This window comes from Bacillus sp. FSL K6-2865, assembly GCF_040311405.1.
GTDB lineage: Bacteria > Bacillota > Bacilli > Bacillales > Bacillaceae > Bacillus > Bacillus velezensis.
In genome coordinates, this window is record NZ_CP152036.1 from 1,321,760 (window position 1) to 1,345,673 (window position 23,914).

At 45.5% G+C, this 23,914-nt stretch carries 24 protein-coding genes, 1 pseudogene and 2 riboswitches; of the genes and pseudogenes, 18 read left to right on the top strand and 7 right to left on the bottom strand.

The genetic code is table 11. The features are described 5' to 3' along the window. Positions 1-440 precede the first annotated feature (440 nt). From NYE42_RS06765 to NYE42_RS06780, 4 genes and pseudogenes are all read left to right on the top strand, one after another. Positions 441-1,010, top strand: coding sequence for a DedA family protein (locus tag NYE42_RS06765; protein ID WP_007407212.1), 570 nt, complete (start codon positions 441-443; stop codon positions 1,008-1,010). Between the two features lie 130 nt (positions 1,011-1,140). After that, positions 1,141-2,038, top strand: a pseudogene (locus tag NYE42_RS06770) (TerC family protein). 276 nt (positions 2,039-2,314) lie between these two features. Next, on the top strand, positions 2,315-3,070 hold the full coding sequence (sigI, locus tag NYE42_RS06775; protein ID WP_003154719.1) for an RNA polymerase sigma factor SigI: 756 nt from the start codon (positions 2,315-2,317) through the stop codon (positions 3,068-3,070). Further along, complete coding sequence (locus NYE42_RS06780; RefSeq protein ID WP_014417566.1) at positions 3,067-4,236, top strand: anti-sigma factor domain-containing protein; 1,170 nt, start codon at positions 3,067-3,069, stop codon at positions 4,234-4,236. Before sigI ends, NYE42_RS06780 begins: the two co-directional genes overlap by 4 nt. 6 nt (positions 4,237-4,242) lie before the next feature. Here NYE42_RS06780 and NYE42_RS06785 read toward each other — a convergent pair whose 3' ends face one another. Both NYE42_RS06785 and NYE42_RS06790 read right to left on the bottom strand, forming a co-directional pair. After that, positions 4,243-4,437: an alpha/beta-type small acid-soluble spore protein gene (locus NYE42_RS06785; protein ID WP_003154717.1), complete on the bottom strand. Its 195-nt coding sequence runs from the start codon at positions 4,435-4,437 to the stop codon at positions 4,243-4,245. Between the two features lie 135 nt (positions 4,438-4,572). After that, on the bottom strand, positions 4,573-5,274 hold the full coding sequence (locus NYE42_RS06790) for a DUF1836 domain-containing protein (protein ID WP_080129853.1): 702 nt from the start codon (positions 5,272-5,274) through the stop codon (positions 4,573-4,575). A gap of 147 nt (positions 5,275-5,421) precedes the next feature. Between NYE42_RS06790 and htpX the strand changes: the two genes are divergently transcribed. From htpX to NYE42_RS06810, 4 genes are all read left to right on the top strand, one after another. Continuing rightward, positions 5,422-6,315 (top strand): protease HtpX, encoded by an 894-nt coding sequence (gene htpX, locus NYE42_RS06795; protein WP_007407207.1) that lies wholly within the window; start codon positions 5,422-5,424, stop codon positions 6,313-6,315. A gap of 158 nt (positions 6,316-6,473) precedes the next feature. Next, complete coding sequence (locus NYE42_RS06800; RefSeq protein ID WP_241458164.1) at positions 6,474-7,826, top strand: TrkH family potassium uptake protein; 1,353 nt, start codon at positions 6,474-6,476, stop codon at positions 7,824-7,826. 94 nt (positions 7,827-7,920) lie between these two features. Beyond that, the gene (locus NYE42_RS06805; RefSeq protein ID WP_042635144.1) at positions 7,921-8,595 is read left to right on the top strand and encodes a YetF domain-containing protein; all 675 of its coding nucleotides are present in this window, start codon (positions 7,921-7,923) and stop codon (positions 8,593-8,595) included. 1 nt (position 8,596) lies between these two features. Beyond that, the gene (locus NYE42_RS06810) at positions 8,597-8,767 is read left to right on the top strand and encodes a hypothetical protein (RefSeq protein WP_007610936.1); all 171 of its coding nucleotides are present in this window, start codon (positions 8,597-8,599) and stop codon (positions 8,765-8,767) included. Between the two features lie 41 nt (positions 8,768-8,808). Here NYE42_RS06810 and NYE42_RS06815 read toward each other — a convergent pair whose 3' ends face one another. Continuing rightward, entirely contained in the window at positions 8,809-9,831 is a 1,023-nt protein-coding gene (locus NYE42_RS06815; protein ID WP_061861412.1) for an acyltransferase family protein, read from the bottom strand. A gap of 255 nt (positions 9,832-10,086) precedes the next feature. Here NYE42_RS06815 and NYE42_RS06820 point away from each other — a divergent pair, with 255 nt between their 5' ends. The 3 genes from NYE42_RS06820 to NYE42_RS06830 all read left to right on the top strand — a co-directional run bounded on the left by NYE42_RS06820 (position 10,087) and on the right by NYE42_RS06830 (position 13,010). Continuing rightward, positions 10,087-12,306: a PAS domain-containing sensor histidine kinase gene (locus NYE42_RS06820; RefSeq protein WP_241458166.1), complete on the top strand. Its 2,220-nt coding sequence runs from the start codon at positions 10,087-10,089 to the stop codon at positions 12,304-12,306. After that, a complete protein-coding gene (locus NYE42_RS06825) occupies positions 12,303-12,800 on the top strand; it encodes a methylated-DNA--[protein]-cysteine S-methyltransferase (protein ID WP_064116113.1) in 498 nt (165 codons plus the stop codon). The genes NYE42_RS06820 and NYE42_RS06825 overlap by 4 nt, the downstream gene beginning before the upstream one ends. A gap of 90 nt (positions 12,801-12,890) precedes the next feature. Beyond that, positions 12,891-13,010: a hypothetical protein gene (locus tag NYE42_RS06830; protein WP_007408472.1), complete on the top strand. Its 120-nt coding sequence runs from the start codon at positions 12,891-12,893 to the stop codon at positions 13,008-13,010. Positions 13,011-13,057: 47 nt separating this feature from the next. Here NYE42_RS06830 and mtnA read toward each other — a convergent pair whose 3' ends face one another. The 3 genes from mtnA to NYE42_RS06845 all read right to left on the bottom strand — a co-directional run bounded on the left by mtnA (position 13,058) and on the right by NYE42_RS06845 (position 16,431). Continuing rightward, the gene (gene mtnA / locus NYE42_RS06835; protein WP_352426846.1) at positions 13,058-14,104 is read right to left on the bottom strand and encodes an S-methyl-5-thioribose-1-phosphate isomerase; all 1,047 of its coding nucleotides are present in this window, start codon (positions 14,102-14,104) and stop codon (positions 13,058-13,060) included. 6 nt (positions 14,105-14,110) lie between these two features. After that, positions 14,111-15,295 (bottom strand): S-methyl-5-thioribose kinase, encoded by a 1,185-nt coding sequence (mtnK, locus tag NYE42_RS06840; protein WP_077391931.1) that lies wholly within the window; start codon positions 15,293-15,295, stop codon positions 14,111-14,113. Between the two features lie 109 nt (positions 15,296-15,404). Then, a riboswitch (SAM riboswitch) is annotated at positions 15,405-15,559 on the bottom strand. Between the two features lie 92 nt (positions 15,560-15,651). Continuing rightward, a complete protein-coding gene (locus NYE42_RS06845) occupies positions 15,652-16,431 on the bottom strand; it encodes a carbon-nitrogen family hydrolase (RefSeq protein WP_003154702.1) in 780 nt (259 codons plus the stop codon). 91 nt (positions 16,432-16,522) lie between these two features. Here NYE42_RS06845 and NYE42_RS06850 point away from each other — a divergent pair, with 91 nt between their 5' ends. The 6 genes from NYE42_RS06850 (at position 16,523) to NYE42_RS06875 (ending at position 21,532) form a co-directional block, all read left to right on the top strand. Next, on the top strand, positions 16,523-17,719 hold the full coding sequence (locus tag NYE42_RS06850; protein ID WP_160241922.1) for a pyridoxal phosphate-dependent aminotransferase: 1,197 nt from the start codon (positions 16,523-16,525) through the stop codon (positions 17,717-17,719). Positions 17,720-17,755: 36 nt separating this feature from the next. Next, positions 17,756-17,855, top strand: a riboswitch (SAM riboswitch). Between the two features lie 81 nt (positions 17,856-17,936). Continuing rightward, the gene (gene mtnW, locus NYE42_RS06855; protein ID WP_015239734.1) at positions 17,937-19,151 is read left to right on the top strand and encodes a 2,3-diketo-5-methylthiopentyl-1-phosphate enolase; all 1,215 of its coding nucleotides are present in this window, start codon (positions 17,937-17,939) and stop codon (positions 19,149-19,151) included. Continuing rightward, positions 19,148-19,852: a 2-hydroxy-3-keto-5-methylthiopentenyl-1-phosphate phosphatase gene (mtnX, locus tag NYE42_RS06860; protein ID WP_325084015.1), complete on the top strand. Its 705-nt coding sequence runs from the start codon at positions 19,148-19,150 to the stop codon at positions 19,850-19,852. Before mtnW ends, mtnX begins: the two co-directional genes overlap by 4 nt. After that, on the top strand, positions 19,810-20,439 hold the full coding sequence (locus NYE42_RS06865; protein WP_007408466.1) for a methylthioribulose 1-phosphate dehydratase: 630 nt from the start codon (positions 19,810-19,812) through the stop codon (positions 20,437-20,439). Before mtnX ends, NYE42_RS06865 begins: the two co-directional genes overlap by 43 nt. Before the next feature lie 15 nt (positions 20,440-20,454). After that, positions 20,455-20,991, top strand: a complete 537-nt coding sequence (locus tag NYE42_RS06870) for a cupin domain-containing protein (protein ID WP_007408465.1) — start codon at positions 20,455-20,457, stop codon at positions 20,989-20,991. 280 nt (positions 20,992-21,271) lie between these two features. Further along, positions 21,272-21,532, top strand: a complete 261-nt coding sequence (locus NYE42_RS06875) for an aspartyl-phosphate phosphatase Spo0E family protein (protein ID WP_007408464.1) — start codon at positions 21,272-21,274, stop codon at positions 21,530-21,532. A 209-nt stretch (positions 21,533-21,741) separates the two neighbouring features. Here the strand turns inward: NYE42_RS06875 and NYE42_RS06880 are convergent, their stop codons facing one another. Next, positions 21,742-23,259 (bottom strand): ATP-binding protein, encoded by a 1,518-nt coding sequence (locus NYE42_RS06880; protein ID WP_061046826.1) that lies wholly within the window; start codon positions 23,257-23,259, stop codon positions 21,742-21,744. Positions 23,260-23,457: 198 nt separating this feature from the next. On the opposite strand from NYE42_RS06880, the gene NYE42_RS06885 reads away from it, so the two are divergent. Further along, positions 23,458-23,904, top strand: coding sequence for a MarR family transcriptional regulator (locus NYE42_RS06885; RefSeq protein WP_007408463.1), 447 nt, complete (start codon positions 23,458-23,460; stop codon positions 23,902-23,904). Positions 23,905-23,914: the final 10 nt, after the last annotated feature.

Here is a 23,914-nt window from a genome sequence, read left to right on the forward strand (position 1 = left end):
TCGATAAGTTCTTTAAAGCGCTGAAGTCCCTGAAAATCATCAGTGGTAATTAAAAAGATTATACAAAATCATTCCCCGGGAAATGCCTACGCATTCCCATGAAGTGACTGAGAAAATTTCCCGCTCCCATATGAACTGAATTCGCGGTCAGCCGCCGCTTCCTTTTCCGGAGATCTTAAGTGATGTAAACGCCGCCAGACAAGCAATCAGGAGACAGGCGGGACGGTGTATTGCGCATGTCATTCCCTCCCGCTATACTGATCTGAAACGACTCACATTTATAAAGGGCATGTCTAAAAGATATTTCAGCCTCAAGGTTTCGTGTTAAAATCATTCTTAAGTTTTGGAATATAGACGTAAGCCGGGAGTGATAGATCATCGAAGATTTCATCATATCAATAATAGAGGCGTTTAAAAGCTTATCTTACGCCGGGATTTTTTTGGCGCTCAGTATAGAATTCATCCCGGCGGAAATTGTTCTTCCGCTTGCGGGCTATTGGGTCTCAAAAGGGGATATGACGCTTGCCGGGACCGTGTTTGCCGGTTCGCTCGGCGGTGTTTCAGGTCCGCTTGTCTTATATGGAATCGGCAGGCTGGGCGGTCGGCCGTTTTTGCTGAAATATGGAAAGTATATATGGATAAAACCCGAATCCCTGCAGAAATCAGATGATTTCTTTCAGAAGCACGGAGGTTTGGTCGCGTTCAGCGGCCGTTTTATACCGGGGGTCAGGACGCTGATTTCTTTGCCGTGCGGCATTGCGAAGATGAATGTCTGGGTCTTCTCTCTATATACATATGCAGCGATGCTGCCGATTACATTTGCTTACGTATACCTCGGAATGAAACTCGGGGAAAATTGGAAAAGCGTCGGTTCCATTCTCGATCAATATATGCTGCCGCTCGGTATATTCATTGTGTTGCTTCTCATTCTTTGGATGTTTTTAAAGAGAAGAAAACAGCGGGCTAAAACAGAAAAAATTTCTCAATTTGTTAAAAAAGTTAAGCGTTGACAAATGATGAAACAGGCTTTATCATGAGCGTATAAACAAATATTTCTTGAAATCCCAAAGGGGAGTAGCGTCCGGATATTCCGGAAACAAAGTCGTCAATTCATGGATCATATCCATCGGCTTTGTTGGCATGCCAATCATTCATGTCTAGCAAGACCTTTGCCTTATATCGGCAAAGGTCTTTTTTGCGTAAAAAACCGCCGGTATAAGCTCGGATGATAGAAAAAAGAAACGGAGGGAATGGATTGGACTTTGCATTATTATTGGAGTATGGATGGGTTCTTCTCGTTTTAATCGGGCTGGAAGGGATTTTAGCGGCGGATAACGCGCTGGTGATGGCTGTGATGGTGAAGCATCTTCCTGAAAAACAAAGGAAGAAGGCTTTATTTTACGGATTGGCGGGCGCATTTATTTTGCGTTTCGGGTCGCTGTTCGCCATTTCTTTTCTGGTGAATGTTTGGCAGGTCCAGGCCGTCGGCGCTTTATATCTGTTTTACATTGCGGTCAGCCATTTGCTGAAGCGGTATGTATTTAAAGATAACGCCGGTCAGAAAATGCAGAAAGAAAGTGGGTTTTGGCAGACTGTCTTGAAAGTGGAGCTCGCGGACATCGCTTTTGCCGTTGATTCCATTTTAGCGGCGGTCGCGCTTGCCGTAACGCTCCCGGGAACTCAGCTTCCTGCCATCGGCGGCTTGGACGGCGGTCAGTTTCTCGTTATTTTAGCCGGCGGCGTAATCGGTTTAATCATTATGCGTTTTGCGGCATCAATGTTCGTATCCTTACTGAAAACCAGGCCGGGCCTTGAAACGGCGGCATTTGTGATTGTCGGATGGGTAGGCGTGAAGCTCGCTCTTTATACATTGGCCCATGAGGAACTCGGTATAATTCCGGCAGATATCATCCATTCGGCGGCCTGGAAAATCATTTTCTGGGCGGTTCTGGCTGCCATTGCGGTTTGCGGATGGTTTATGTCAGGAGCAAAACAAATAGAGTCTGGCGCGGAATCGGAAAAAAGAGAACACGCGTAAAATGATCAAAAAGGGAGTCTGGCTTTTTAAAAAGCAGGTTCCCTTTTTTGTTTGAAACGCTTACATTTAAGACATATGATAACAATTTTATAACAGCATTGTTACAAAAAACACAGAGAAAACCCCCTTAATTCTGCATGGGGGCACGAAATCATGTATAGTACGTCTTATTGGCTTGTCATAATTGAGACAAATGAAATCGATTTCTCTTTTTCTTCCTTTGCGAATCCCTACTAAATTAGCTATGATTATGAGTAGTTATAGGGAGGAACTGAGGTGAAACCAGTGCTTAGCCTTTTGTTTAAATTGGGAAAAAAGAAGCAAACGCTTGAAACATCTGTTGAAAAAATACAAAAAGGCGACAAAGATCTGCAGAACGATTTAATACAGCAATATAAGCCTTTTATCGCGAAGACGGTTTCATCCGTTTGTAAACGATATATAGATGAAAAAGACGACGAATTCAGCATCGGGCTGATCGCGTTTAACGAAGCCATTGAAAAATATTCGGCTGAAAAAGGTAATTCGCTGCTTGCATTTGCAGAGCTGATTATAAAAAGAAAAGTGATAGACTATATCAGAAAAGAAGCAAGAACCGCTCAGCATATCAATATGGATGTGCAGGAAGGCGACGACCAGGAATCTTCGCAGAGCCTTATCGAAGCGGAGCTTTCCATTGATGAATACCGCAAACAGATAGAACAGGAACAGCGCCGGGAAGAAATTCTTTTTTTTCAGAAGCAGCTGAAAGAATACGGCCTGTCTTTTAAAGAGCTGCTGGAACAATCGCCGAAGCATACAGATGCGAGGCAGAATGCGATTAAGGTAGCCTACACGCTTGTTGAAAATGAAGAGCTGGCGTCCATTTTGCACCAGAAAAAACAGCTTCCTGTCAAGCAGCTGGAGCAGCTCGTGTCGGTCAGCAGAAAAACGATCGAACGGAACCGAAAATATATCATCGCCATGAGTATTATTATTACCGGTGATTATATTTATTTAAAAGATTATCTTAAAGGGGTGTTGCACTCATGAGAAGAGGGATCATAGTAGAGAAAAATAAAAAATTCGTCACGTTGCTAACCCCTGACGGACAATTTTTAAAAACAAAAAATGATCACCGCACTTGTGAAATCGGAGAGGAAATTACGTTCGAAGGCGAAACGCGTATGGGAAGAAGGGCCAGCTTTTTTGATTTTCTGAAACTGCGCCCTTTTAAATTGGGAGTGTTTACGATGACTGCTATTATTTTGTTTATTTTAATTTTGCTCCCGGTTTTTTCTGATAACAAAGCTTACGCGTATATGACGCTTGACATTAATCCCAGCATTGAAATGGCTTTAAACAGCAAATATGAAGTCATTGAACTGACACCGCTGAACCATGACGCCAAACAGGTCATCAGTGACATCGGAGATTGGAAAAGCAGCGATTTTAAGGAAGTCATCAGTAATATTATTACCGATTGCAGCAAGCATGGATATGTAAAGGAATCAAAAGAGATTTTAATTTCCACGGTTTATGAAAATACAGATGACAATACATATAAAAAAGGCGTTAAAAAACAGCTGGCCGACATGACTGAAAAATATAAGGGCACCTACCAGGTCCAATCGCTTGAATCTGATATGGAAACAAGAGAAAAAGCAAAACAGGAAGGGATGTCAACAGGCAGCTACATAAGAAGAAACGAAAAGAAAACAGAAGAAAAACAGCCTGAAAAGCAAACCGACGGCAATGAAACAGATCAAAAAGATACCGAAACAGACGCTGATCAAAGCGAGCAGCCGGACACAGACAAGCCGGCGGCTGATGAAAAGACAGCTCCTGATGAAGAAAAGGCAGCAGAGAAGCCGGGAAACAATGAAACAACGCCCGGTACGGAAGAAGCGAAGCCGGACAGTCAGGACGGCAATCAGCAAACCGAAAAAAATGCAGCTTCCGGATCAGAGGAAAACACACAGAAGGAACAAGATGGGGAAACAGAGCAGCCCCCAACACAAAATCCTCAGGAAAACGGAAATGACAAAGAGCCTAAGCAAAAGTATTACAATCATTACTGGAATCATGATCGCAATGAACATTGGGAATCCTATCGGCATCATGAAGATTCATCAGACCGAAGGAATCCGAACGGCTACCGGCACGGAAAGGAGAATGCCGATAAATATCAAAATTCGCCGAGAAGTCCCGGCGAATAAGCTGCACTATTGATTTTTCCCGTTTAATTGTGATTGAGCCTGCTGTACAAGACGTTTTGTCATTTCCCCGCCTACAGAGCCGTTTGCGCGTGCTGCTGTATCAGAGCTAAGGTTCACGCCGAATTCTTGAGCCACTTCGTATTTAAATTGGTCAAGTGCCTGCTCAGCCCCTGGAACTAAGAGTTTATTTCTGCTCGCCATCTTTTTCATCTCCTTTTCTCTGGCAAGATGTGTTTTCGCGTTTTAGTTTCAAACGGAACGGTATTGATTATGCTGGCAATTGTTGTACAGCAAAAAAACCCCGGCGCAGACACCGGGGCGAAGAAGCGTTATGAATTATAATAAATGGCTGGTCATTTTATAGGCTGAAGCTTGAATATGGAAAGTCAAAACGGAGAGCACCGTGACGGCGATTATGGATCTGATATTGTTCCATTGTCCGCTTCCGAGTTCTTTAAAGCAGCTTTTGAGCTTGTCCGTCTGCTCTTCGACGAGCTCCTGCAGGCTCGTTTCCTTCATCGGCGGGTTTGCCTTATGATGAAGATAATCAATCACTTGGGCGCAGCTTTCATAGTAGCTGATCGGGCTGATGACGTCGTCTGATCTGTCTGTGATCGTGTTAAAAGCGATTTTTAATATGCCGCGTATATGTTCGAAGTCATAAATTGATTTTAAATCACGTACAATGAGAAGGATGACAGCTTGTTCAATTGTATATTTTTTGCCGAGTAAGGGGTGGCCGATTAAATCTTTAATATCGCGCTTCACCCAGTTTTGGACGGCGGTTGATTTTAAAGACGTCAGCTCGCACAGATTTCCCAGCTCGACAATCTCGTTAGTTGAAAGCCCGTATTCCTTTTTCTCTTTTTTTCGTTCGAATCTCGTCAGAAATTCAGGGATATGCAGACGGCTTTCCGCTTCATCCAAGGTCATATCCGCTGATTGCAATAAGATTTGGAGAGGGGTTGCGTCTCCTTGGCCTTTTAGCGCGTAAAGAAGCCGGACCATATCAGTTCGGGTCAGTTTAAACGTGTTCATGGTTCACCTCTGATTGATTACGTGTTACTTTCTAATATCAATGGGAATTACATTAACATCATACGTCGAAATTGTTGCATTTTCAAACAGATCATTTATAATTTAAGTAAATAAGTTCTTTTGATCTTAAAAAAGACGGAGGTAATTATGGCGAAAAGAATATTTCTGTTTATTTTAACGAACCTTTTGGTCATTACGACAATCGGAATTGTGCTTACGATTATTACAAGCGTTACCGGTGTCGGCTCGTATATACAAAATGGCCGCATTGATCTGATGGCATTGCTCGTGTTCAGTCTTGTCGTCGGTTTTGTCGGTTCTTTTATTTCTCTCGGAATGTCCAGATGGATGGCCAAAACGATGATGGGCGTCCGGGTGTTAAATCCGAAGAAACAGTCGCTCAGCTATGAAGAACAGCAATTGGTTGACCGTGTGCACAGATTGTCCCGTGCCGCAGGGATGACGAAAATGCCTGAAGTCGGCATTTATCATTCCCCGGAGGTCAATGCTTTTGCGACCGGACCTTCTAAGCGCCGTTCGCTTGTCGCGGTTTCTTCAGGTTTATTGCAGCAGATGGATGATGCTGCGGTGGAAGGGGTCCTTGCCCATGAAGTCGCACACATCACAAACGGTGATATGGTCACGATGACGCTGCTGCAGGGAATCGTCAATACGTTCGTCGTATTCCTTTCCCGAATCGCGGCATGGGTTGCAAGCCGCTTTGTCAAAGAAGACCTCGCGCCGGTCGTTCATTTTATCGCGATGATCGTGTTTCAGATTATCTTTTCCATTCTCGGCAGTCTTGTCGTCTTCGCCTACTCGCGTCACAGAGAGTTTCACGCTGACCGCGGCGGTGCAGACCTTGCCGGCAAGGATAAAATGATTCACGCCCTGCGTACGCTGAAGTCTTATACAGGACATGTGAATGAAGAGGACCAGACGGCGGTGCAGACGTTAAAAATTAACGGTAAAAAGCATTCGTCACTGTTCTCCACACACCCTGATCTCGATGAGCGCATCCGCAGGCTGGAAGCAAAATAATCAACAAAACCTCTGACAATCGTTTCAGAGGTTTTTTGTTTAAAGATCGGCAAATTACATAAGGTAATGAAAAATCTTTCTAAAAAGCCCTTTAAAAATACTCCCAATATCATTAGAATAATTACGTACTACATTTGAGAGGCAGAAGGAACTATCTTATGAAATTAACACTGAAGAAATTCATACAGATCTTGTCGCCTGCACAGCTGATTGCATTATATTATTTTCTTGCTGTGACGGTGGCATTTATTTTGCTAAGTCTGCCGGCCGCCCACAAACAAGGGGCCAGCTGGTCGTTTATAGACGCGCTGTTTACGGCTGTCAGCTCAGTCAGTGTCACCGGTTTAACGGTCGTCAACACGGCTGATACATTCAGCACGGCCGGGATTGTCATTTTGGCTTTCGTGCTTCAATTCGGCGGAATCGGCATCATGACGCTCGGAACATTCGTCTGGCTCATTATGGGCAAACGGATCGGTCTGCGGGAACGGAAGCTCATCATGGTGGATCAGAATCAATCGCAGTTTTCCGGTATCGTCAACCTGATGAAGCAAGTGCTGTTTTTGATTTTATTAATCGAGTTTTTAGGCGGCATCATCTTAGGAACATATTTTTTAACGTATTATGATTCGTTTGAACAGGCGTACTTGCACGGATTCTTTGCGAGCGTCAGCGCCACGACAAACGGCGGTTTTGATATTACGGGAAATTCACTCGTCCCGTTCAGACATGACTATTTCGTGCAGTTTATTACGATGCTTCTGATTATTTTCGGTGCGATCGGTTTTCCGGTGCTCGTAGAAGTAAAGGACTTTTTGTTTTCAAAACAGCGCAGATACTCATTCACGCTGTTTACGAAAATTACGACCGTTACGTTCGGAATGCTCGTTTTGTTCGGAGCCGTGGGCATTTACGCGCTTGAAGCAAGCCATGCAATGAAGGGGAAAAGCTGGCATGATGTTTTATTTTTATGTCTCTTTCAATCAACCGCTACGCGAAGCGGCGGGCTTGCGACAATTGATATCAGCCAGCTGTCGGCGCCGACATTATTTTTCATCTGCGCCCTCATGTTCATCGGCGCATCACCGAGCTCGGTCGGCGGCGGAATCCGTACGACGACGTTTGCGCTTAACCTTCTTGCCCTGTTTCATTTTGCCCGGGGAAATAAAGCGGTCAAGGTCTTTAAACGCGAGCTTCACCAGGCTGATGTCATGAAGTCGCTGGTCGTTACGATGATGGCGATTCTGCTCGTGTTCGGATCGACGCTGATTCTGGCCGTGACGGAGACAAATCAGACGCTCCTCGGACTGCTTTTTGAAGTGTGTTCCGCATTCGGAACGACCGGCCTGTCGCTTGGGATTACTCCGCATTTAAGCGACATCGGAAAATGCGTCATCATGATTGTCATGTTTATCGGCCGGATCGGCATTTTGACCTTCCTTTATCTGATCGGCCGAAAAGAAATCGAAGCAAATTATCACTATCCGAAGGAAAGAATGATTATCGGCTGACACCGCTTTTCAGAAAGCGGTGTTTTTTATTGCCGTAAAATGGATGAGTGGAAACAGTTTCTTTGGAGAATCTACTTGTAAAGAGGTGACGCCATTGTTTACCGTATTTTGGAAGTCGGTAGTTATGATAGCGGTCGGTACCTTTTTATTGCGGATTGCCGGACGGAAATCAATCAGCCAGCTGTCGGTGACCCAGACAGTCATCATGATTTCGATCGGCTCGATTATTATTCAGCCGTTTATTGAACATAATTTATGGGAAACTATTTTCGCGGCGGCGATTTTTATTGCGGTATTAATCCTGATGGAATATTTAGAAATCAAATCAAGCTTTTTTGAGTTTTTATTTTCAGGAAAAACCGTCGCCGTTGTCAGAAACGGAAAAATCATCCCGGAAAACTTAAAAAAAATGCGTTTTACCGAAGCTCAGCTGTCAATGAGGATCAGGCAGGAAGGCCTCGGAGACATTCAAGATTTTAAATATGTGCTGCTTGAGCCGAACGGACAGATCGGCTATGAACTCATTGATGAGGCCAAAAACGTGACAGTGCGCGACTTGAAAAAAATGCTTGATGAATTCAAAACAGATTTGCTGACAGAAGGAGGAAATCAAATGAAACGCAAAGCAGCAAAGAATGAAGCTTTGACCAACAACAACACACCGACTGAGAGCATGGACAAAGATGCATACAAAACACAATATGACGGTGATCCCGGACTGAGAGGCGCAAACCGCAAATCAAAACACGGCAAACAAGGAGGCGAGTAACATGACGAAAAAAAACCGCCACAGCAAAGACATGCAAAACCATAAAAAGCCGATGGACCCTAAATTGCTTGAAGAAGAGTTTGCAAGCGAGCTCGGTGATTATAACGCCGGAAAATGGATTGAAACGCTTGAACAGACGAAGCCAAAGAAAAAAGAAGACGGCAAACAATAAAAAATACCTCTTAGGCGATAACGCTTAAGAGGTATTTTGCATTATTTCGAATAAGCACCGTTTCTTGTTCCTTTCACCGCTTCAAGCCAGCCGGTGATCCGCAGCTCAATAAACGGCTGTGCGGCCGTTTTCACCGCATTGCTGGAGAGAATGGACGTAAGAGCGGCCGTTAACATTAAGAGCATGACTAAATTCTGATAATCAGACAAGTGATCTTCAAGCCCGATCTGCCGCAGCGTTTTTATAATGAATCCATGCAGCAGATACACGTAAAATGTTCTCGTGCCCCATTTCGTAAAGAAATAACGCTTTTGCGGAACGAGCGCCAAAAAGCTGAAAGTGGCGGCAAAGGCCAAAACATACCAGCCGATGCGCGACAGACCGCTCAACAGCGACACTGTGCCGAATGTAGAATAAGGCTCCGATCCGAACAGCCACGAGTAATCAAAATCAATACACCAGCATAAGAGGAAAACAATCCCCAGTACGCCCGCGGCAATCTGCCTGCCTCTTTTAGCCCGAAGCAAATCAAAGTGCCGTTTCTTTAAATAAAACCCGACGAGAAACATCGGAAGAAAAACAAACGTCCGTGAAAGACTCAGCGTGCTGCTGATAAAATCAAGATACCCGATCATGACGGCAAGCCCGCAGCTCGCCCCAAGCGCCCACATTTTCGGCAGCTTCGTAAAGGGGTAAAGCAGCAGATTCCAAAAGAATAAGCTGACTAAAAACCAGAGAGACCACTGCGGATCAATCGGATTGACGCTTGCCATGCTTTCATCCTGAATCAAATAGTAAAAAACTGAGTAAATGCCCTGAAAAATCAAGTACGGAATAATCAGCTTCACAGCCAGCTTCTTCACATAACCTTTCCGCTTAAAGTTTTTTGCGAAATAGCCGGAAACCAGGATAAAGGCCGGCATATGAAAAGTATAAATGAATTTGTAGAGATGGAGCATAAACTCATTTCCGTTAATAAATGACCGGAGGATATGGCCGAACACCACCAGAAAAATCAAGATAAACTTGGCGTTGTCAAAGTAACTGTCTCGCGATTTTGTCATAGCATCACCTTCTCTTCAAAAATCATCCACTGCATGATTATTTCCTGTTGGTGTTCATTTTAAAATAAAAAACAAAAAATTGAAGGAGGACAAAAGGGATTGTTAGGATGATGTAATGGGGAGGTAAGGATCGTAGAAAAAGACTTTAACTTGTCATATCATTGAAATTTTCTGAAATGTATAGGGCGAATGAAGGAAGATGAGGTATTTTGTAGAAATATTGAAGGATAGGTTTTTGAAGAAGGAGTGTACTGAATGGCTGAAACTCTGGATTTGCAAACAAACGAGTCGCTGAAAGAGCAGCTGAAGCGGATGAAAGAGGAAAATGACCGCCTGAAGAGTGATTTGAACCGGTATCACGTGATTATGAATAACACGCTTGATGCCATTTTTATATGCCGTAAGGAAATGAAAATCGTCCAGGCGAACGAGGCTGCGGCCCGGATGATGCAGATTGAGGCAGAGAGCCTCATTAACCGCTCCGTCCTGGATTTTTTATATTCCGTGCCTCAGGAAGAACTGAATAAGGCCGTGAAAAAGTTTTTAAAAAAAGGCCATCTGTGGAAAGAGGTGCCGATTAAGCTTGACAGCGGCGCGACGAAATACATTGAATTCCTCGCCAGAGACGGAATTGGGAAGGATTATTTTTTTGTGGTGATGAGGGATATCTCCTCTAAAAAAATATTAGAGCGCGAATTCTCCATGAACGAGCAGCTGTTTAAAGATTTGTTTGACAGGGCTGTCGACGGCATCGTGCTGTTTGATAAGGACGGCGGGTTTATTGATGCGAACCTCTCTTTTTGCAAAAGTTTTGAGATCGGCCAGAATGAATTGTCCCATCTGTCGCTCCGCCATTTTACCGACGGAGAAAACAAAAAGCATCTGAAAGAAATCTGGGAAACCCTCCGCAGAAAAGGAAACGCCAAAGGAGAACTGCCCGTCAAGCTTCGGTCGGGCGAAGAGAAGCTGTTTGAATTTACGATTACGTCCAACTTAATCAGCGGGTTCTACATGTCCATTATGAGGGACATAACAGAGAAACGGTTGATGGAATTGAAACTTTTCAAAAGCGAAGAGCGATTCCGCGAAATTTTTGAAAACGCCATGGACGCGATTGTCATTTGGTCTGATGACGGAAAGATTGCCAAAGCAAACGAATCGGCGTGCCGCATTTTCGAACTGCCGATGGATAAGCTGGTGGAGACGAATTTATGTACGTTTATCGTTGATCCGCAGAAAAAATATAAGCAGATTAAGAAAAAATATGAAAAATACGGGGAAATCCGTGAAGAAATGCTGTTTCAGATGGCAAACGGCCAATTTAAAGAGCTGGAATTCACATCAAAACGAACCATACTTGAAGGTCAGCATTTAACCATTTTAAGAAATGTCAGCGATCGTAAGCGGATGGAAAAAGAATTGCGGGAAAGCGAGCTGAAATTCAGAAAAGTATTCAACGGCTCAATGGACGGCAAGGTCTTATTTGACAACCAATTCCGCATTATTGACGCGAATCCTCTCGCAAGCCGTATACTCGGTATGCCGGATGAGGAGCTGAGAGCGTACACCGTTCCGGATATTCTTTCTTTATTTGATATTGAAAACGCGGGTGTTCCCGCCAGAAAGATTGATTTAGAAGGAATGGATAATGAAATCCCCTTCCTGTTAAGCAGCAGCGACAGCCGCAAACTGGAATTCTCCTTCAAAAGAAATATCATTCAAAATATGAATCTGGCCATCTTTAAAGATGTCACAGAGGCCAAAGAGCTTGAAGAGAGGCTGCGGAAATCCGACACTCTTCATGTTGTAGGGGAGCTGGCGGCGGGCATCGCCCACGAAATCAGAAACCCGATGACGGCGCTGAAAGGGTTCATTCAGCTTCTTCAAGGAAGCATTGAAGGCGAATATTCTCTGTACTTTAACGTCATTACCTCAGAATTAAAACGCATCGAGTCTATCATCACTGAATTTTTAATTTTAGCGAAACCCCAGGCGATATTATATGAAGAAAAAGACGTGACGCAGATTATGAAAGACACGGCTGATCTTCTGAATGCCCAGGCCAATCTTGTCAATGTGCAGATCCATCTGAACCTGACCGGAAACATCCCGCCGATTTACTGTGAACCGAATCAATTAAAACAGGTGTTTATCAATATTTTAAAAAACGCCATTGAAGTCATGCCGGGCGGCGGCAATATCTACGTGACCATTCAGTCTTCTGATCAAGACCACATTTTGATTTCTATTCAAGATGAAGGAACAGGCATTTCCGAAGACAAATTAAAACGTCTGGGTGAACCATTTTACACGACAAAAGACAGGGGAACGGGTCTCGGTCTCATGGTCAGCTATAAAATCATCGAAGAGCATCAGGGACGCATTCATGTGGAAAGTGAAGAAGGGAAGGGCACCGTTTTTCATTTGACGCTTCCGATCCGGCAGAATACCGAAGAAAGAAGGAGCGGGGAATGATCTGTTTTACAAGTGTGAGAGCGCCGTTTGGAACCGTCATCATAACAGAGGAAGAGAGCTTTATTACCGGCCTGTTTCTCACCGGGGAAGATTTTGAGGAATGGCGGAAAGACGCGCCCGGCGTAAAGCCGTGCGAAACCGCTTTGCTGTCGGAGGCGAAACAGCAGCTGGCATCATATTTTTCAGGAGAAAGAAAGCAATTCTCTCTGCCTCTGAGACAAAAAGGCACACCCTTTCAGGAAAGGGTATGGAACGCGCTGACGATGATTCCTTACGGGGAATCCCGAAGCTACGGCGATATAGCTGAAGCGATCGGAAAACCGAAAGCGGTGCGCGCCATCGGACAAGCCAATAAACGAAACCGGCTGCCCATTTTGATCCCGTGCCATCGGGTAATCGGCAAAAACAGCGCCTTAACGGGATACGCGGGCACGAAGACGGATGTAAAAGCGGTGCTGCTGAACATCGAACAAATATCCTATAAAGAAAAATAAAGCGTATGGCACGTTCCGTTTTTTCACGTCCGACATATCATTTTATTAAGTGAAAAAAGTTGGTCTGATGAAAAAGGAGGACGAAGCCTGATGAAAATGAGCCGTCCGCAAAAGATAGCCGGTTATGCAGAGCTGTTTTTTAAAATGCATCTCATTACAGCCGTCCAAAAAGATGAAGTGATTACATTGTGCAGACAAAAAAACCGCTGACATTGCCTGAGGCAATATCATCAGCGGTTTTTCAGCTCAGCTGGCAGTCAGCCGAATAATTGTTCAATTTCTTCCGTGTAAGAGCCGGTCACAATTCCTTTCTCGGTTATAATGCCGGAAATCAGGCTGCCCGGTGTGATGTCAAAGGCCGGATTGAAGACCGGCACATCCTCGGGAGCGGTGCGTATGCCGGAGATCTGTCTGACTTCATCCGGATCTCTTTCTTCAATCGGAATCTGATCGCCGTTTTCAATCTGCAAGTCAAATGTCGAAAGCGGTGCGGCAACAAAAAACGGAATTTGAAAGGCGTTTGCCAAAATAGCGAGGCCGTACGTTCCGATTTTGTTGGCCGTATCACCGTTTTTTGCAATTCTGTCAGCGCCGACAATGACTGCAGAAATATGTTTTTCCTTCATTGTATGGGCGGCCATGCTGTCCGTAATGAGCGTGACATCAATTCCGCCCTGCATCAGCTCCCACGCCGTCAGCCGTGATCCTTGGAGAACGGGTCTTGTTTCACATGCGTAGATATGAAGGCCGAGGTCTTTTTGTTTCGCTAAGTAAAAGGGAGCAAGCGCCGTACCGTATCGGCTTGTGGCAATCGAGCCCGCATTGCAGATGGTCATGATCTGGTCGCCTTTTTTAAAAAGGTGCAGCGCATTTTGGCCGATCATTCGGCATGTTTCTTCATCCTCAATCTGAATTTGAATGGCTTCATGAACGAGCGTTGTCTTCGCTTCATTGATTGAGATCGCATCCCTGATGGAATCCGTCAGTCTGTCAAGCGCCCACGCGAGGTTGACGGCAGTGGGCCTCGAACTGTTTAAATACGCTTTGACATCCGCGAACTGACGTCGGAAATCTGAAAGGTCGCGGGCTTCAAACGACTTGGCGGAGAGCGCGAGTCCGAACGCCGCGGTTATACCGATGGCCGGGGCGCCCCTTACTTTCAGCGTGACAATCGCGTCGAATACATCTTCCTTTGTTTCAAGTTCCGCATATTCAGTGACGTCGGGAAGCTTTTGCTGATTTAAAATGCGGATGTAGGTTTCTTTCCATTCTACAGAACGGGGGATGGCAAATTCATTGGTCATGCTGCATCATTCCTTTACACGGAGCTTAAATTGGTCCAGAACCTCGGTGATATGCTTCAGTTTTTTTCTGTTTTCGATATAATAGGCGCCGATGTCAAGCGCCAGCTTCTTCCGTTCGATTCGTTTGTCAAACGGAGTGATTTCATCTAAGTCAGCCACATGGGCGAGTCCGATCGTGCGCCGGATCAGTTCGCATCCCGCAAAACCGACCGCTTCCTCAAACGCGTTTTTCAGTGTGTCTTCCAGCAGGTGTCTGCGGGAAGGCAAGCAGTCTTTCTCCCATGCTTCACTGAATGTTTTCACAAATGTATCCCATACGGCGGCAGTATGATCATATAACGGCTGTCTGTCGTCACCGTCGCGGCTGAGGGCGTTTAACAGCAGATTGGCGATAAATTGGCCGATGTCAAACCCGATCGGTCCGAAAAAAGCAAACTCGGGGTCAATCACCTTTGTTTCATGTTCATCTGCGAAGATGCTTCCCGTGTGCAGATCGCCGTGAACCAATGTTTCCGCGGAATTCAGAAAGATGGCTTTCAATTCGTCAGCGCCTTCTTTCAGCCGGGAATTGTTCCAAACTTTTTCTGCGTATGGGCGCAGCTCCTCTTCAAAATCGTTTGTCTCATGGTCGAGAAACGGTTCTGTAAACACAAGCCTTTCCGTAATATTGCAAAGCTCAGGATTTGTAAACTGCTTTGCGAGCTGCTGCTTTACTTTCGCATCAAGCGCATAATCGGATGAGTAAAAAAGCGTTTTCCCTAAAAATTCACCGATATGAACCGATAAGTTCGGATAATGCTGCCCTTCCAGCAGCCCTTTTCTTGAAATCCGCAAATGCGAGAGGTCTTCCATTACCGTGACGGCCATTTCAGTATCGGAATAGTAAACGGCCGGAACGAGGTGCGGCACGTGTTCGCCCTGGCGGATGAGAGCGCTGCTTTCGATTCTCGCCCGATCAATGGTAAGCGGCCAGCTTTCACCGACGACTTTCGCGTAAGGGATTGCCTGTTTAATAATCAGTCCTTTTTTGTTTTCTTTATCGTAAACATGAAAGACATAATTTAAATTGCCGTCGCCGATTTCACGGCATGTCAGAGTGCTTTTGTTTTGGAATAAGCCGAGCTTGACGGCTAACGCGGCGGCGGAGCTTTCTGTTAATTGTTCATAAAGACTTGTTTTAGTTGCTGACATGGATTTACCCTCCAATTATGTAGTGGCAGTAAGAGATCGTGACGGAGAATACGCCCGAAAAAAAGCCTCCTTCTCTGAAAGAGAAGGAGGCTGAAACAGTGCAGTCCGCCTCTTATCTCTCAGATAACATCTGATGGAATTAGCACCGTGCCTTATGAGACAATCGTCTCGGCGCAAAATGTACGCGCCCCATTTCACAATGGAATTACGGTCGGTTGCTGTTGGGGTCAAAAGGCCAATCCCTCGCCCAACTCTCGATAAGAGAAAAATATATTGATTTGTATCACAATTCGGATTAATCAGTTGATGAAAATATTAGCAGGTACCGGATATTCTTGTCAACATTTTTTTGAAAATTAATATAAATCACGCCGCAAGTCTTGGAAAACCGGAATGGTTCCCCGCACGGCCGCGCTTTCTGACACATCGATTTCCGCCCGGACTGCGCCTTCCGTCCGGTCTCCTTCGGCTAAAATCCGGCCCCACGGGTCAATAATCAGGCTGTGGCCGGCAAATTCATTATCGGGATTGGACCCCGTGCAGTTAGAGGCTGCGACAAAACATTGGTTTTCAATTGCTCTGGCGATAAGCAGGCTTCGCCAATGATCAAGGCGGGGCAGAGGCCATTCCGCAGAGATAAACAGGACATTCGCGCCCTGGGACGTATGCTTTCTGATCCATTCGGGGAAACGGATATCATAGCAGATCAGCCCGGCGCACTTGACACCGTCAAGCTCAAAGGAACCGTCGCTGTTTCCTGCTGACAAGTAAAGGTGTTCATCCATCAGCTGAAACAGATGGGCTTTCTGATACCGCTTCACGATCTGTCCGCTGTTATCGGCGATGTACATAGTGTTATAGACATTTTCGCCTTCTTTGACCGCAAAAGATCCGGCAACGAGGTGTACGTTGTATGTTTTTGCCGTTTCTTTAAGCCATTGTTCCGAAACTTTGCCGTTTTCATCCGCCAGCTGGTCTAGCCGTGTGAGATCATAGCCGGTCGTCCACAACTCAGGAAGCACGATTACATCAGCATGGCGGCTTTCTTGCTCAATCAAAGATTCTGCTTTTTTAAAGTTTTCTGAAGGATTTCCGTATGAAATATCAAATTGCAAACAGGAAACGGTCCATTTCATTTTTTAACACCTCAAGTTTCTCTTTACTTTTTTTATTTAACCATATATGATGATGGACTATCATTTCAAGACATTTTTAGAAGGTGAAAATATGAACTTTGAAATCTCAGATGTACTCAAACAGCTGCCGGAACAATTTTTCGCATCATTGGTGCAAAAAGTGAATCAAAAGCTGAAAGAAGGCAGAGACGTCATCAACTTAGGGCAGGGAAACCCTGATCAGCCGACGCCTCAGCATATCGTTGAAGAAATGAAGCGCGCCGTCGAAAGGCCGGAAAATCATAAATACTCATCATTCCGGGGCGCTTACAGCTTCAAAAAAGCAGCCGCTGCATTTTATGAAAGGGAGTACGGGGTCACGCTTGATCCGGAAACGGAAGTCGCCGTGCTGTTCGGAGGCAAGGCGGGACTTGTTGAGCTTCCGCAATGTCTTTTAAACCCGGGAGATACCATTCTGGTGCCTGATCCCGGATATCCTGATTACTGGTCAGGCGTCGCCCTTGCAAAAGCGAGAATGGAAATGATGCCGCTGACGGAAGAAAGAGGGTTTCTCCCTGATTACAGCGTAATTCCTGAAAAGGTGCGGAGCGAGGCGAAGCTGCTGTATCTCAATTATCCGAATAATCCGACCGGCGCTGTGGCGACAGAGGCGTTTTTCGAGGAGACGGTCGGTTTTGCGGAGCAAAACGGCATTTGTGTCGTTCATGATTTCGCGTACGGAGCCGTCGGCTTTGACGGGCATAAACCGCTGAGCTTTTTGCAGACCGAAGGCGCAAAAGAGACGGGAATCGAAATCTATACCTTGTCCAAAACGTATAATATGGCGGGCTGGCGGGTCGGATTTGCCGTCGGAAACGCTTCTGTCATCGAAGCGATCAACCTTTATCAGGATCATATGTTTGTCAGCCTGTTTCCCGCGGCGCAGCAGGCGGCGGCAGCCGCACTTTTAGCGGATCAGGCATGCGTCGCGGCGCAAAATGACAGATATGAATCGAGACGCAATGCATGGATTAAAGCCTGCCGCGATATCGGCTGGGATGTGACGGCTCCGGCGGGCTCCTTTTTTGCATGGCTCCCTGTGCCTGACGGTTATACGTCACAGTCGTTTTCAGACCTGCTGCTCGAGAAAGCGGATGTCGCGGTCGCTGCCGGAAACGGGTTCGGAAAATGGGGGGAAGGCTATATAAGAGTCGGTCTTCTGACAAGTGAAGAAAGACTTAAAGAAGCTGCGGAACGGATCGGGAAACTGAATCTTTTCACCCGAAAAAGCATTGACATATCAGAATAACAATGCGATAATTCAAAATACTTTATAAAATCATTATTCTTATCAAGAGCAGGCAGAGGGACGAGCCCGATGAAGCCCGGCAACCGACTGATAAAGCACGGTGCTAATTCTTGCAGCAGGAGCTGAGAGATAAGATTCGGACATAACACGAAGCCTCTTTCTGCTCATACGGAAGAGGTTTTTTTATGTTTTGCGAAAGAAAGAGAGGCGTTCACGCATGAGTGAAGTATTGGCAACATATCTTCTGACAGACACAACGGACAGTGAAAAGCGGGCGGAACAGATTGCGGCGGGGCTGACGGTAGGCTCCTGGACTGACCTGCCCCTGGTGAAGCAGGAACAGCTCAGAAAACATAAAGGGCGGGTCGTAAAAGTTGAGGAGAAAGAAGGAACCTCAGAAAACGAAACACAATCCGTCATCACCATCGCCTATCCCGAGGCGAACTTTTCAAGAGATATTCCGGCCGTCCTGACGACGGTATTCGGAAAGCTGTCACTGGACGGAAAAATAAAATTGACTGATCTTGAATTTTCCGAAGGGTTTAAACGCTCCCTTCCCGGGCCGAAATTCGGTATATACGGCATCCGCAAACTGCTGGGCGAATTTGAAAGACCGCTTCTGATGAGCATATTTAAAGGCGTGATCGGACGGGATCTCGCCGACATTAAAGAACAGCTCAGACAGCAGGCGCTCGGCGGCGTGGATCTTATTAAAGATGACGAAATTTTCTTTGAAAATGAACTGGCTCCGTTTGAAACCCGCATTATCGAAGGAAAACAAGTCCTGAAGGAAACCCGGGAGGAAACGGGGCATAAAACGCTGTATGCCGTAAACCTTACGGGAAGGACCGCTGAATTGCGGGATAAAGCGAGGCGCGCGGCAGAACTCGGGGCGGACGCGCTTTTATTGAATGTGTTTGCTTACGGTTTAGATGTGATGCAGAGCCTTGCTGAGGACAGGGAAATCCCGCTTCCGATCATGGCGCATCCGGCAGTCAGCGGCGCGTTCACATCATCTCCCGTTTACGGCTTGTCGCATGCGCTTTTGCTCGGCAAGCTGAACCGCTATTGCGGCGCTGATTTCAGTTTATTTCCGTCACCTTACGGATCCGTTGCTCTTCCGAAGGAGTCCGCGCTTGCAATCCATGATGAATGTGTAAAAGACGATGTCTTTCATCCGTCGTTTGCCGTCCCGTCAGCAGGCATTCACCCCGGTATGGTGCCATTGTTGATGCGCGATTTCGGCATCGATCACATCATCAATGCCGGTGGAGGCATTCACGGCCATCCGAAAGGAGCCGAGGGCGGGGGAAAAGCGTTCCGCGCCATCATTGATGCGGTGCTTGAAGCGCAGCCGATTGAAGAAAAAGCCGCGTCGTGCAAAGATCTTCAGCTCGCATTAGACAAATGGGGAAGGGTGGAAGCCGTATGACCCGCACACCGCTGATTATTTGTGATTTCGACGGAACGGTCACCATGAACGACAACATTGTCAGCATGATGAAAGAATTCGCGCCTCCTGAGTGGCTTGAATTAAAAGACGGTGTTCTGTCTAAAAGCATATCAATCCAAGAAGGAGTCGGCCGGATGTTCGGACTGCTGCCGAGCAGCTTAAAAGAAGAACTGACCGGCTTTATCCTGAAGGATGCGAAAATACGGGACGGCTTTTTGGATTTTGTCTCGTTTGTCCGGTCAAACGGCCTCCCGTTTTATATCGTAAGCGGGGGAATGGACTTTTTTGTGCATCCGCTTTTGGAAGGGATCGTAGAAAAGGAGCGGATTTTCTGCAATCATGCATCCTTTGACAATGAATATATTCATATAGACTGGCCGCATGCCTGTGACGGAGATTGCACCAATCAATGCGGCTGCTGCAAACCGTCAGTCATCCGAAAGCTATCCGATCAGCAGAAATTTCTCATTATGATCGGTGATTCGGTCACGGATGTTGAGGCTGCAAAGTTATCCGATATGTGCTTTGCGAGAGATTATCTAATGACTGAATGCAAAGAACTCGGCCTCCGGCATCTGCCTTTTCAAGATTTTCATGAGGTGAAAACAGGCATTGAAAACATCGGGGAGGTGCAGGCATGGCTGCAAAAGAAGAACGCTGGCGCGAACTTGCCGAGGTAAAGCGCGAGCTGGCTGAAAGAGACTGGTTCCCGGCAACGAGCGGGAATCTTTCCATCAAAGTATCCGACGCGCCGCTGACTTTCCTCGTTACGGCGAGCGGAAAAGACAAACGAAAAGAAACAGATGAAGATTTTCTCTTAATCGATGAGAACGGGAAGCCCGCTGAGACCGGCCATTCTTTAAAACCCTCAGCAGAAACGCTTCTCCATACTTACTTATACCAAAAGACAGACGCCGGCTGCTGTCTGCATGTCCATACCGTCAATAATAATGTCATCTCAGAGCTTTACGGGGATGAAAAACAAATCACTTTTCAGGGGCAGGAGATGATTAAGGCGCTCGGATTATGGGAGGAAAACGCGTCCGTGACCGTTCCGATCATTGACAATCCGGCGCACATCCCGGCATTGGCCGAAAACTTCGCGCACCATGCGGCCGCCGGCTCAGGCGCGGTGTTAATCCGCAATCACGGCATTACGGCATGGGGGCGGACCGCATTTGAAGCGAAAAGGGTGCTGGAAGCCTATGAATTTTTATTCAGCTGTCACCTCAAGCTTCTGTCACTTCGGCCGCAGCTGGTAAAATAAAAGGAGGAATAGAAAATGGCGACCATCAGAATTCATGACGAAAAAAATACGCTCATTGAACATCAGGAAGAAGTAGCGCGCTTCTTAGACGAACAAGAGGTGATCTATGAGCAGTGGAACATTGAAAAACTTCCGTCTGAGCTTTCGGAAAAATACGATCTAACCGAAGATGAAAAAGAACGGATTCTCGCGGCGTTTGACACGGAGATTCAGGACATTTCAGCCCGGCGCGGATATCAGTCTCAGGATGTCATTTCTTTATCAGACACCACGCCGAATCTTGATGAATTATTAAAAAATTTCCAAAGAGAACATCACCACACGGATGATGAAGTCCGCTTTATCGTCAGCGGACACGGCATCTTCGTCATTCAAGGCAAAGACGGCACATTTTTCGACGTCCGTTTAAATCCGGGAGATTTGATTTCAGTTCCGGAGAACATCCGCCACTACTTTACGCTTCAGGAAGACCGCCGGGTCGTCGCAATCCGAATCTTCGTGACGACTGAGGGCTGGGTGCCGATTTACGAAAATGAAAGTGTGCAAAACTGATAGACGCCCGAACCTCTCATGCACCCACCGGCATGAGAGGTTTTTTATTGTAATATAAAGTCAGCTTTGGCTGTTTTTTAATTCTTGAATATGCCGCATTCTGTTTATATCATTACCCGAATGGGTATTATTCTCTTATTCATGCTAAAGATTCCAATATGAAATGAAAAAATAAGTTATTTAGTAAAAAAATGTTTACAAATAAAGTATAATCTGTAATAATGCTCAATAACCCAATCAAACTTGTTTCCTATTCTTTTAGCGGTGAGGGGTGAAGTGAATGGGCAGTTATTCTGAACAAGAAAAATTGCTTCTATCTATTGATAAAAAAAGAAAAATGATGATAGATGCGGCTAACAGGCAAGGGTTTACAGGATATGACACGATCAGGCACAGCCAGGAACTGGACTGTCTGATGAACGCGTATCAGCAGCTGGTAAACCGTGATCGTACACATCACCAAGGAATACAGGGCCTTGTGAAGAAAATAGGCTTGTTCTCCCGCGGTGACGTCATGCCTGCATATGAAGCAAACAAATGATGGATGATAAAACAGATAACGAAGACTGAATGCGCTTCCTGATCAAGCGCCGCATCCGAAAGATGACCGCGTACAGTCAGCACATTTTTCCGCTGGCACGGCTCACGAAGCGCCTCGTACTATCTGCCGGCTATGATGCCGTTCCTCTGGTATATCCTCTTACACATACTCTTCTTTAAATAAAAAACACCCCGATCAGGGTGTTTTTTTCATCGAGAAGCGGCAGGGAGGGTAATGGTGACCTCTGTGCCCTTATCGACTTCGCTTTGAATGTCAATCGAACCGCCGTACATCAGCATGATTCGTTTACATACGACAAGGCCGAGGCCGGTGCCTTTTTCCTTTGACGTTACAAACGGTAGAAAAATGTGCTCAAGCATATCTTCAGAAATGCCCATTCCGTTGTCAGCCACCTTAATGACTGCTTTATGATCGCGGGCTTCTAAATAGATGGACAGCCGGCCGCCTTCCTGCATGGATTCCAGCGCGTTTTTCGCGACATTTAAAATCACCTGTTTAATATGGTCTTTCGTGCAGTTGACCTTGAGCGGCCGATTGACGAGAATCTCCACATTCACTTCCACATTGTATAGATTCCCTTCAGAATAAATAATCGGCATAATCTCATCAAGAATATCCTGCAGCGAGTTCACTTCCAACCGTTCAGCAGTGGGTTTTCCAAGCACTAAAAACTCACTGACAATCTGATTGATCCGTTTAATCTCCTGCTCAATAATTGAGAAATACAGCTGATCTTCCTCCGATTTGTATTTTTTCTGCAAAAGCTGAATGAAGCCGCTGATCCCTGTAAGCGGGTTGCGGATTTCATGGGCGGTGCTGGCGGCAAGCGTTCCGATCAGCTCCAATTTCTGCGCTTCATTTTGAGCGCGCTCCAGCTGGGTCTTGCGCTTAAGCAAATAATATTGAACGAGGATGAACAGAATATTCAGCAGCACGGCAATACTGGACATCGGCAGCAGCACGCTTTTGGTCAGCTCATTCAGCTCAACCGGTTTCGGATAAACATTGATATTCCAATTAATATCATCCAGATAGCCGCTGACCGGTTTCACACCTTCTGATTGATCAGCCCGTCCGCTGGCAAATATCACTTTATTCTGATTGGTTGCCTTGACATAAACGTCAGGGCTCAGCATATTGATCATATTTCTCAAATAATCGACTTGTATGGCGGCTACTAAATAATCCGTGACTTCCCGTTCTGCGTCTAACACCGGCACGCAGATCGTGAAGATGCGCTGGCCTGTAATTCTGCTGGAGTAGTCATTTGTGATGACCGTTTTTTTCGTCTTTTTCGCCTTCGTAAAATACGGTCTGTCGGCCAAATTCACCTTTGATTTCAGATCAGTCGTGCTTGCGATGACATCACCTTTGGAATTCAGCATATACAGTCCGCTGAATCTGGGTTCATCCTCAAAAGCCTGATCGAGAATGTCAATGATCTTTTCTTCATTGACAGGCTTATCGACAGCGATCGCAAGTGTTGTCATCCGGGCTTTTGTTTCACCGATTAAATAATTGAGCTTATTGCGGTGAAGGTTGAGCATCATACTGGCTTCCTGTATGTGTTTATCGGCTATTTTCTGCTTTTCTTTTTCATAAATGAAAAAGCTGATAATAAGTGCCGGGATGATCACCAATATGAGATAAAGCTTGATCTTTCCCCGGGCACCTTTAAATGTATTCACTCTGCATCGCTCCAACATTACACTTGAATAGAGGTATTATATCATTTTTATACTTCTTTAATAAGAAAAAATAACCAAAATGATAGAAAAACAAATTATTTTATTAAGGTCTGACAAAAAGAAGAGAAATTTTGGAAACATTTTTGTTGACATTTTTCATTTTGTTTATTAATGTTTCTCTGTAACGGTTTCTTTTGTAAAAGGATGATTGAATGTATGACGGATAAAACAGAAAACTCATTGAAATTATTTATTGTACTGTCACGTGCGTACCGATCTATTAACGACCATATGAATAAACATATTCATAAGCACGGCCTGAACCCGACGGAATTTGCGGTGCTTGAGCTGCTGTACCACAAAGGCAACCAGCCGCTTCAGCAGATCGGCGACAAAATTTTATTAGCGAGCGGAAGTATTACATACGTTGTTGACAAATTAGAGAAAAAAGAACTTCTCATCAGAAAAGCCTCGCCGACTGACAGAAGAGTGACTTTCGCACAGATTTCCGAAAAGGGAATCCGTCTTTTGGACGATATTTTCCCTGATCATGCTGACGAAATTAAAGAAATGATCAGTGTGTTGAGTGATGAAGAGATAGAAATGTGTACGGAAATGCTGAAGAGAGTGGGGTTAAACGCTAAACATTTTCATCAGAAATAAAAAAGGAAGC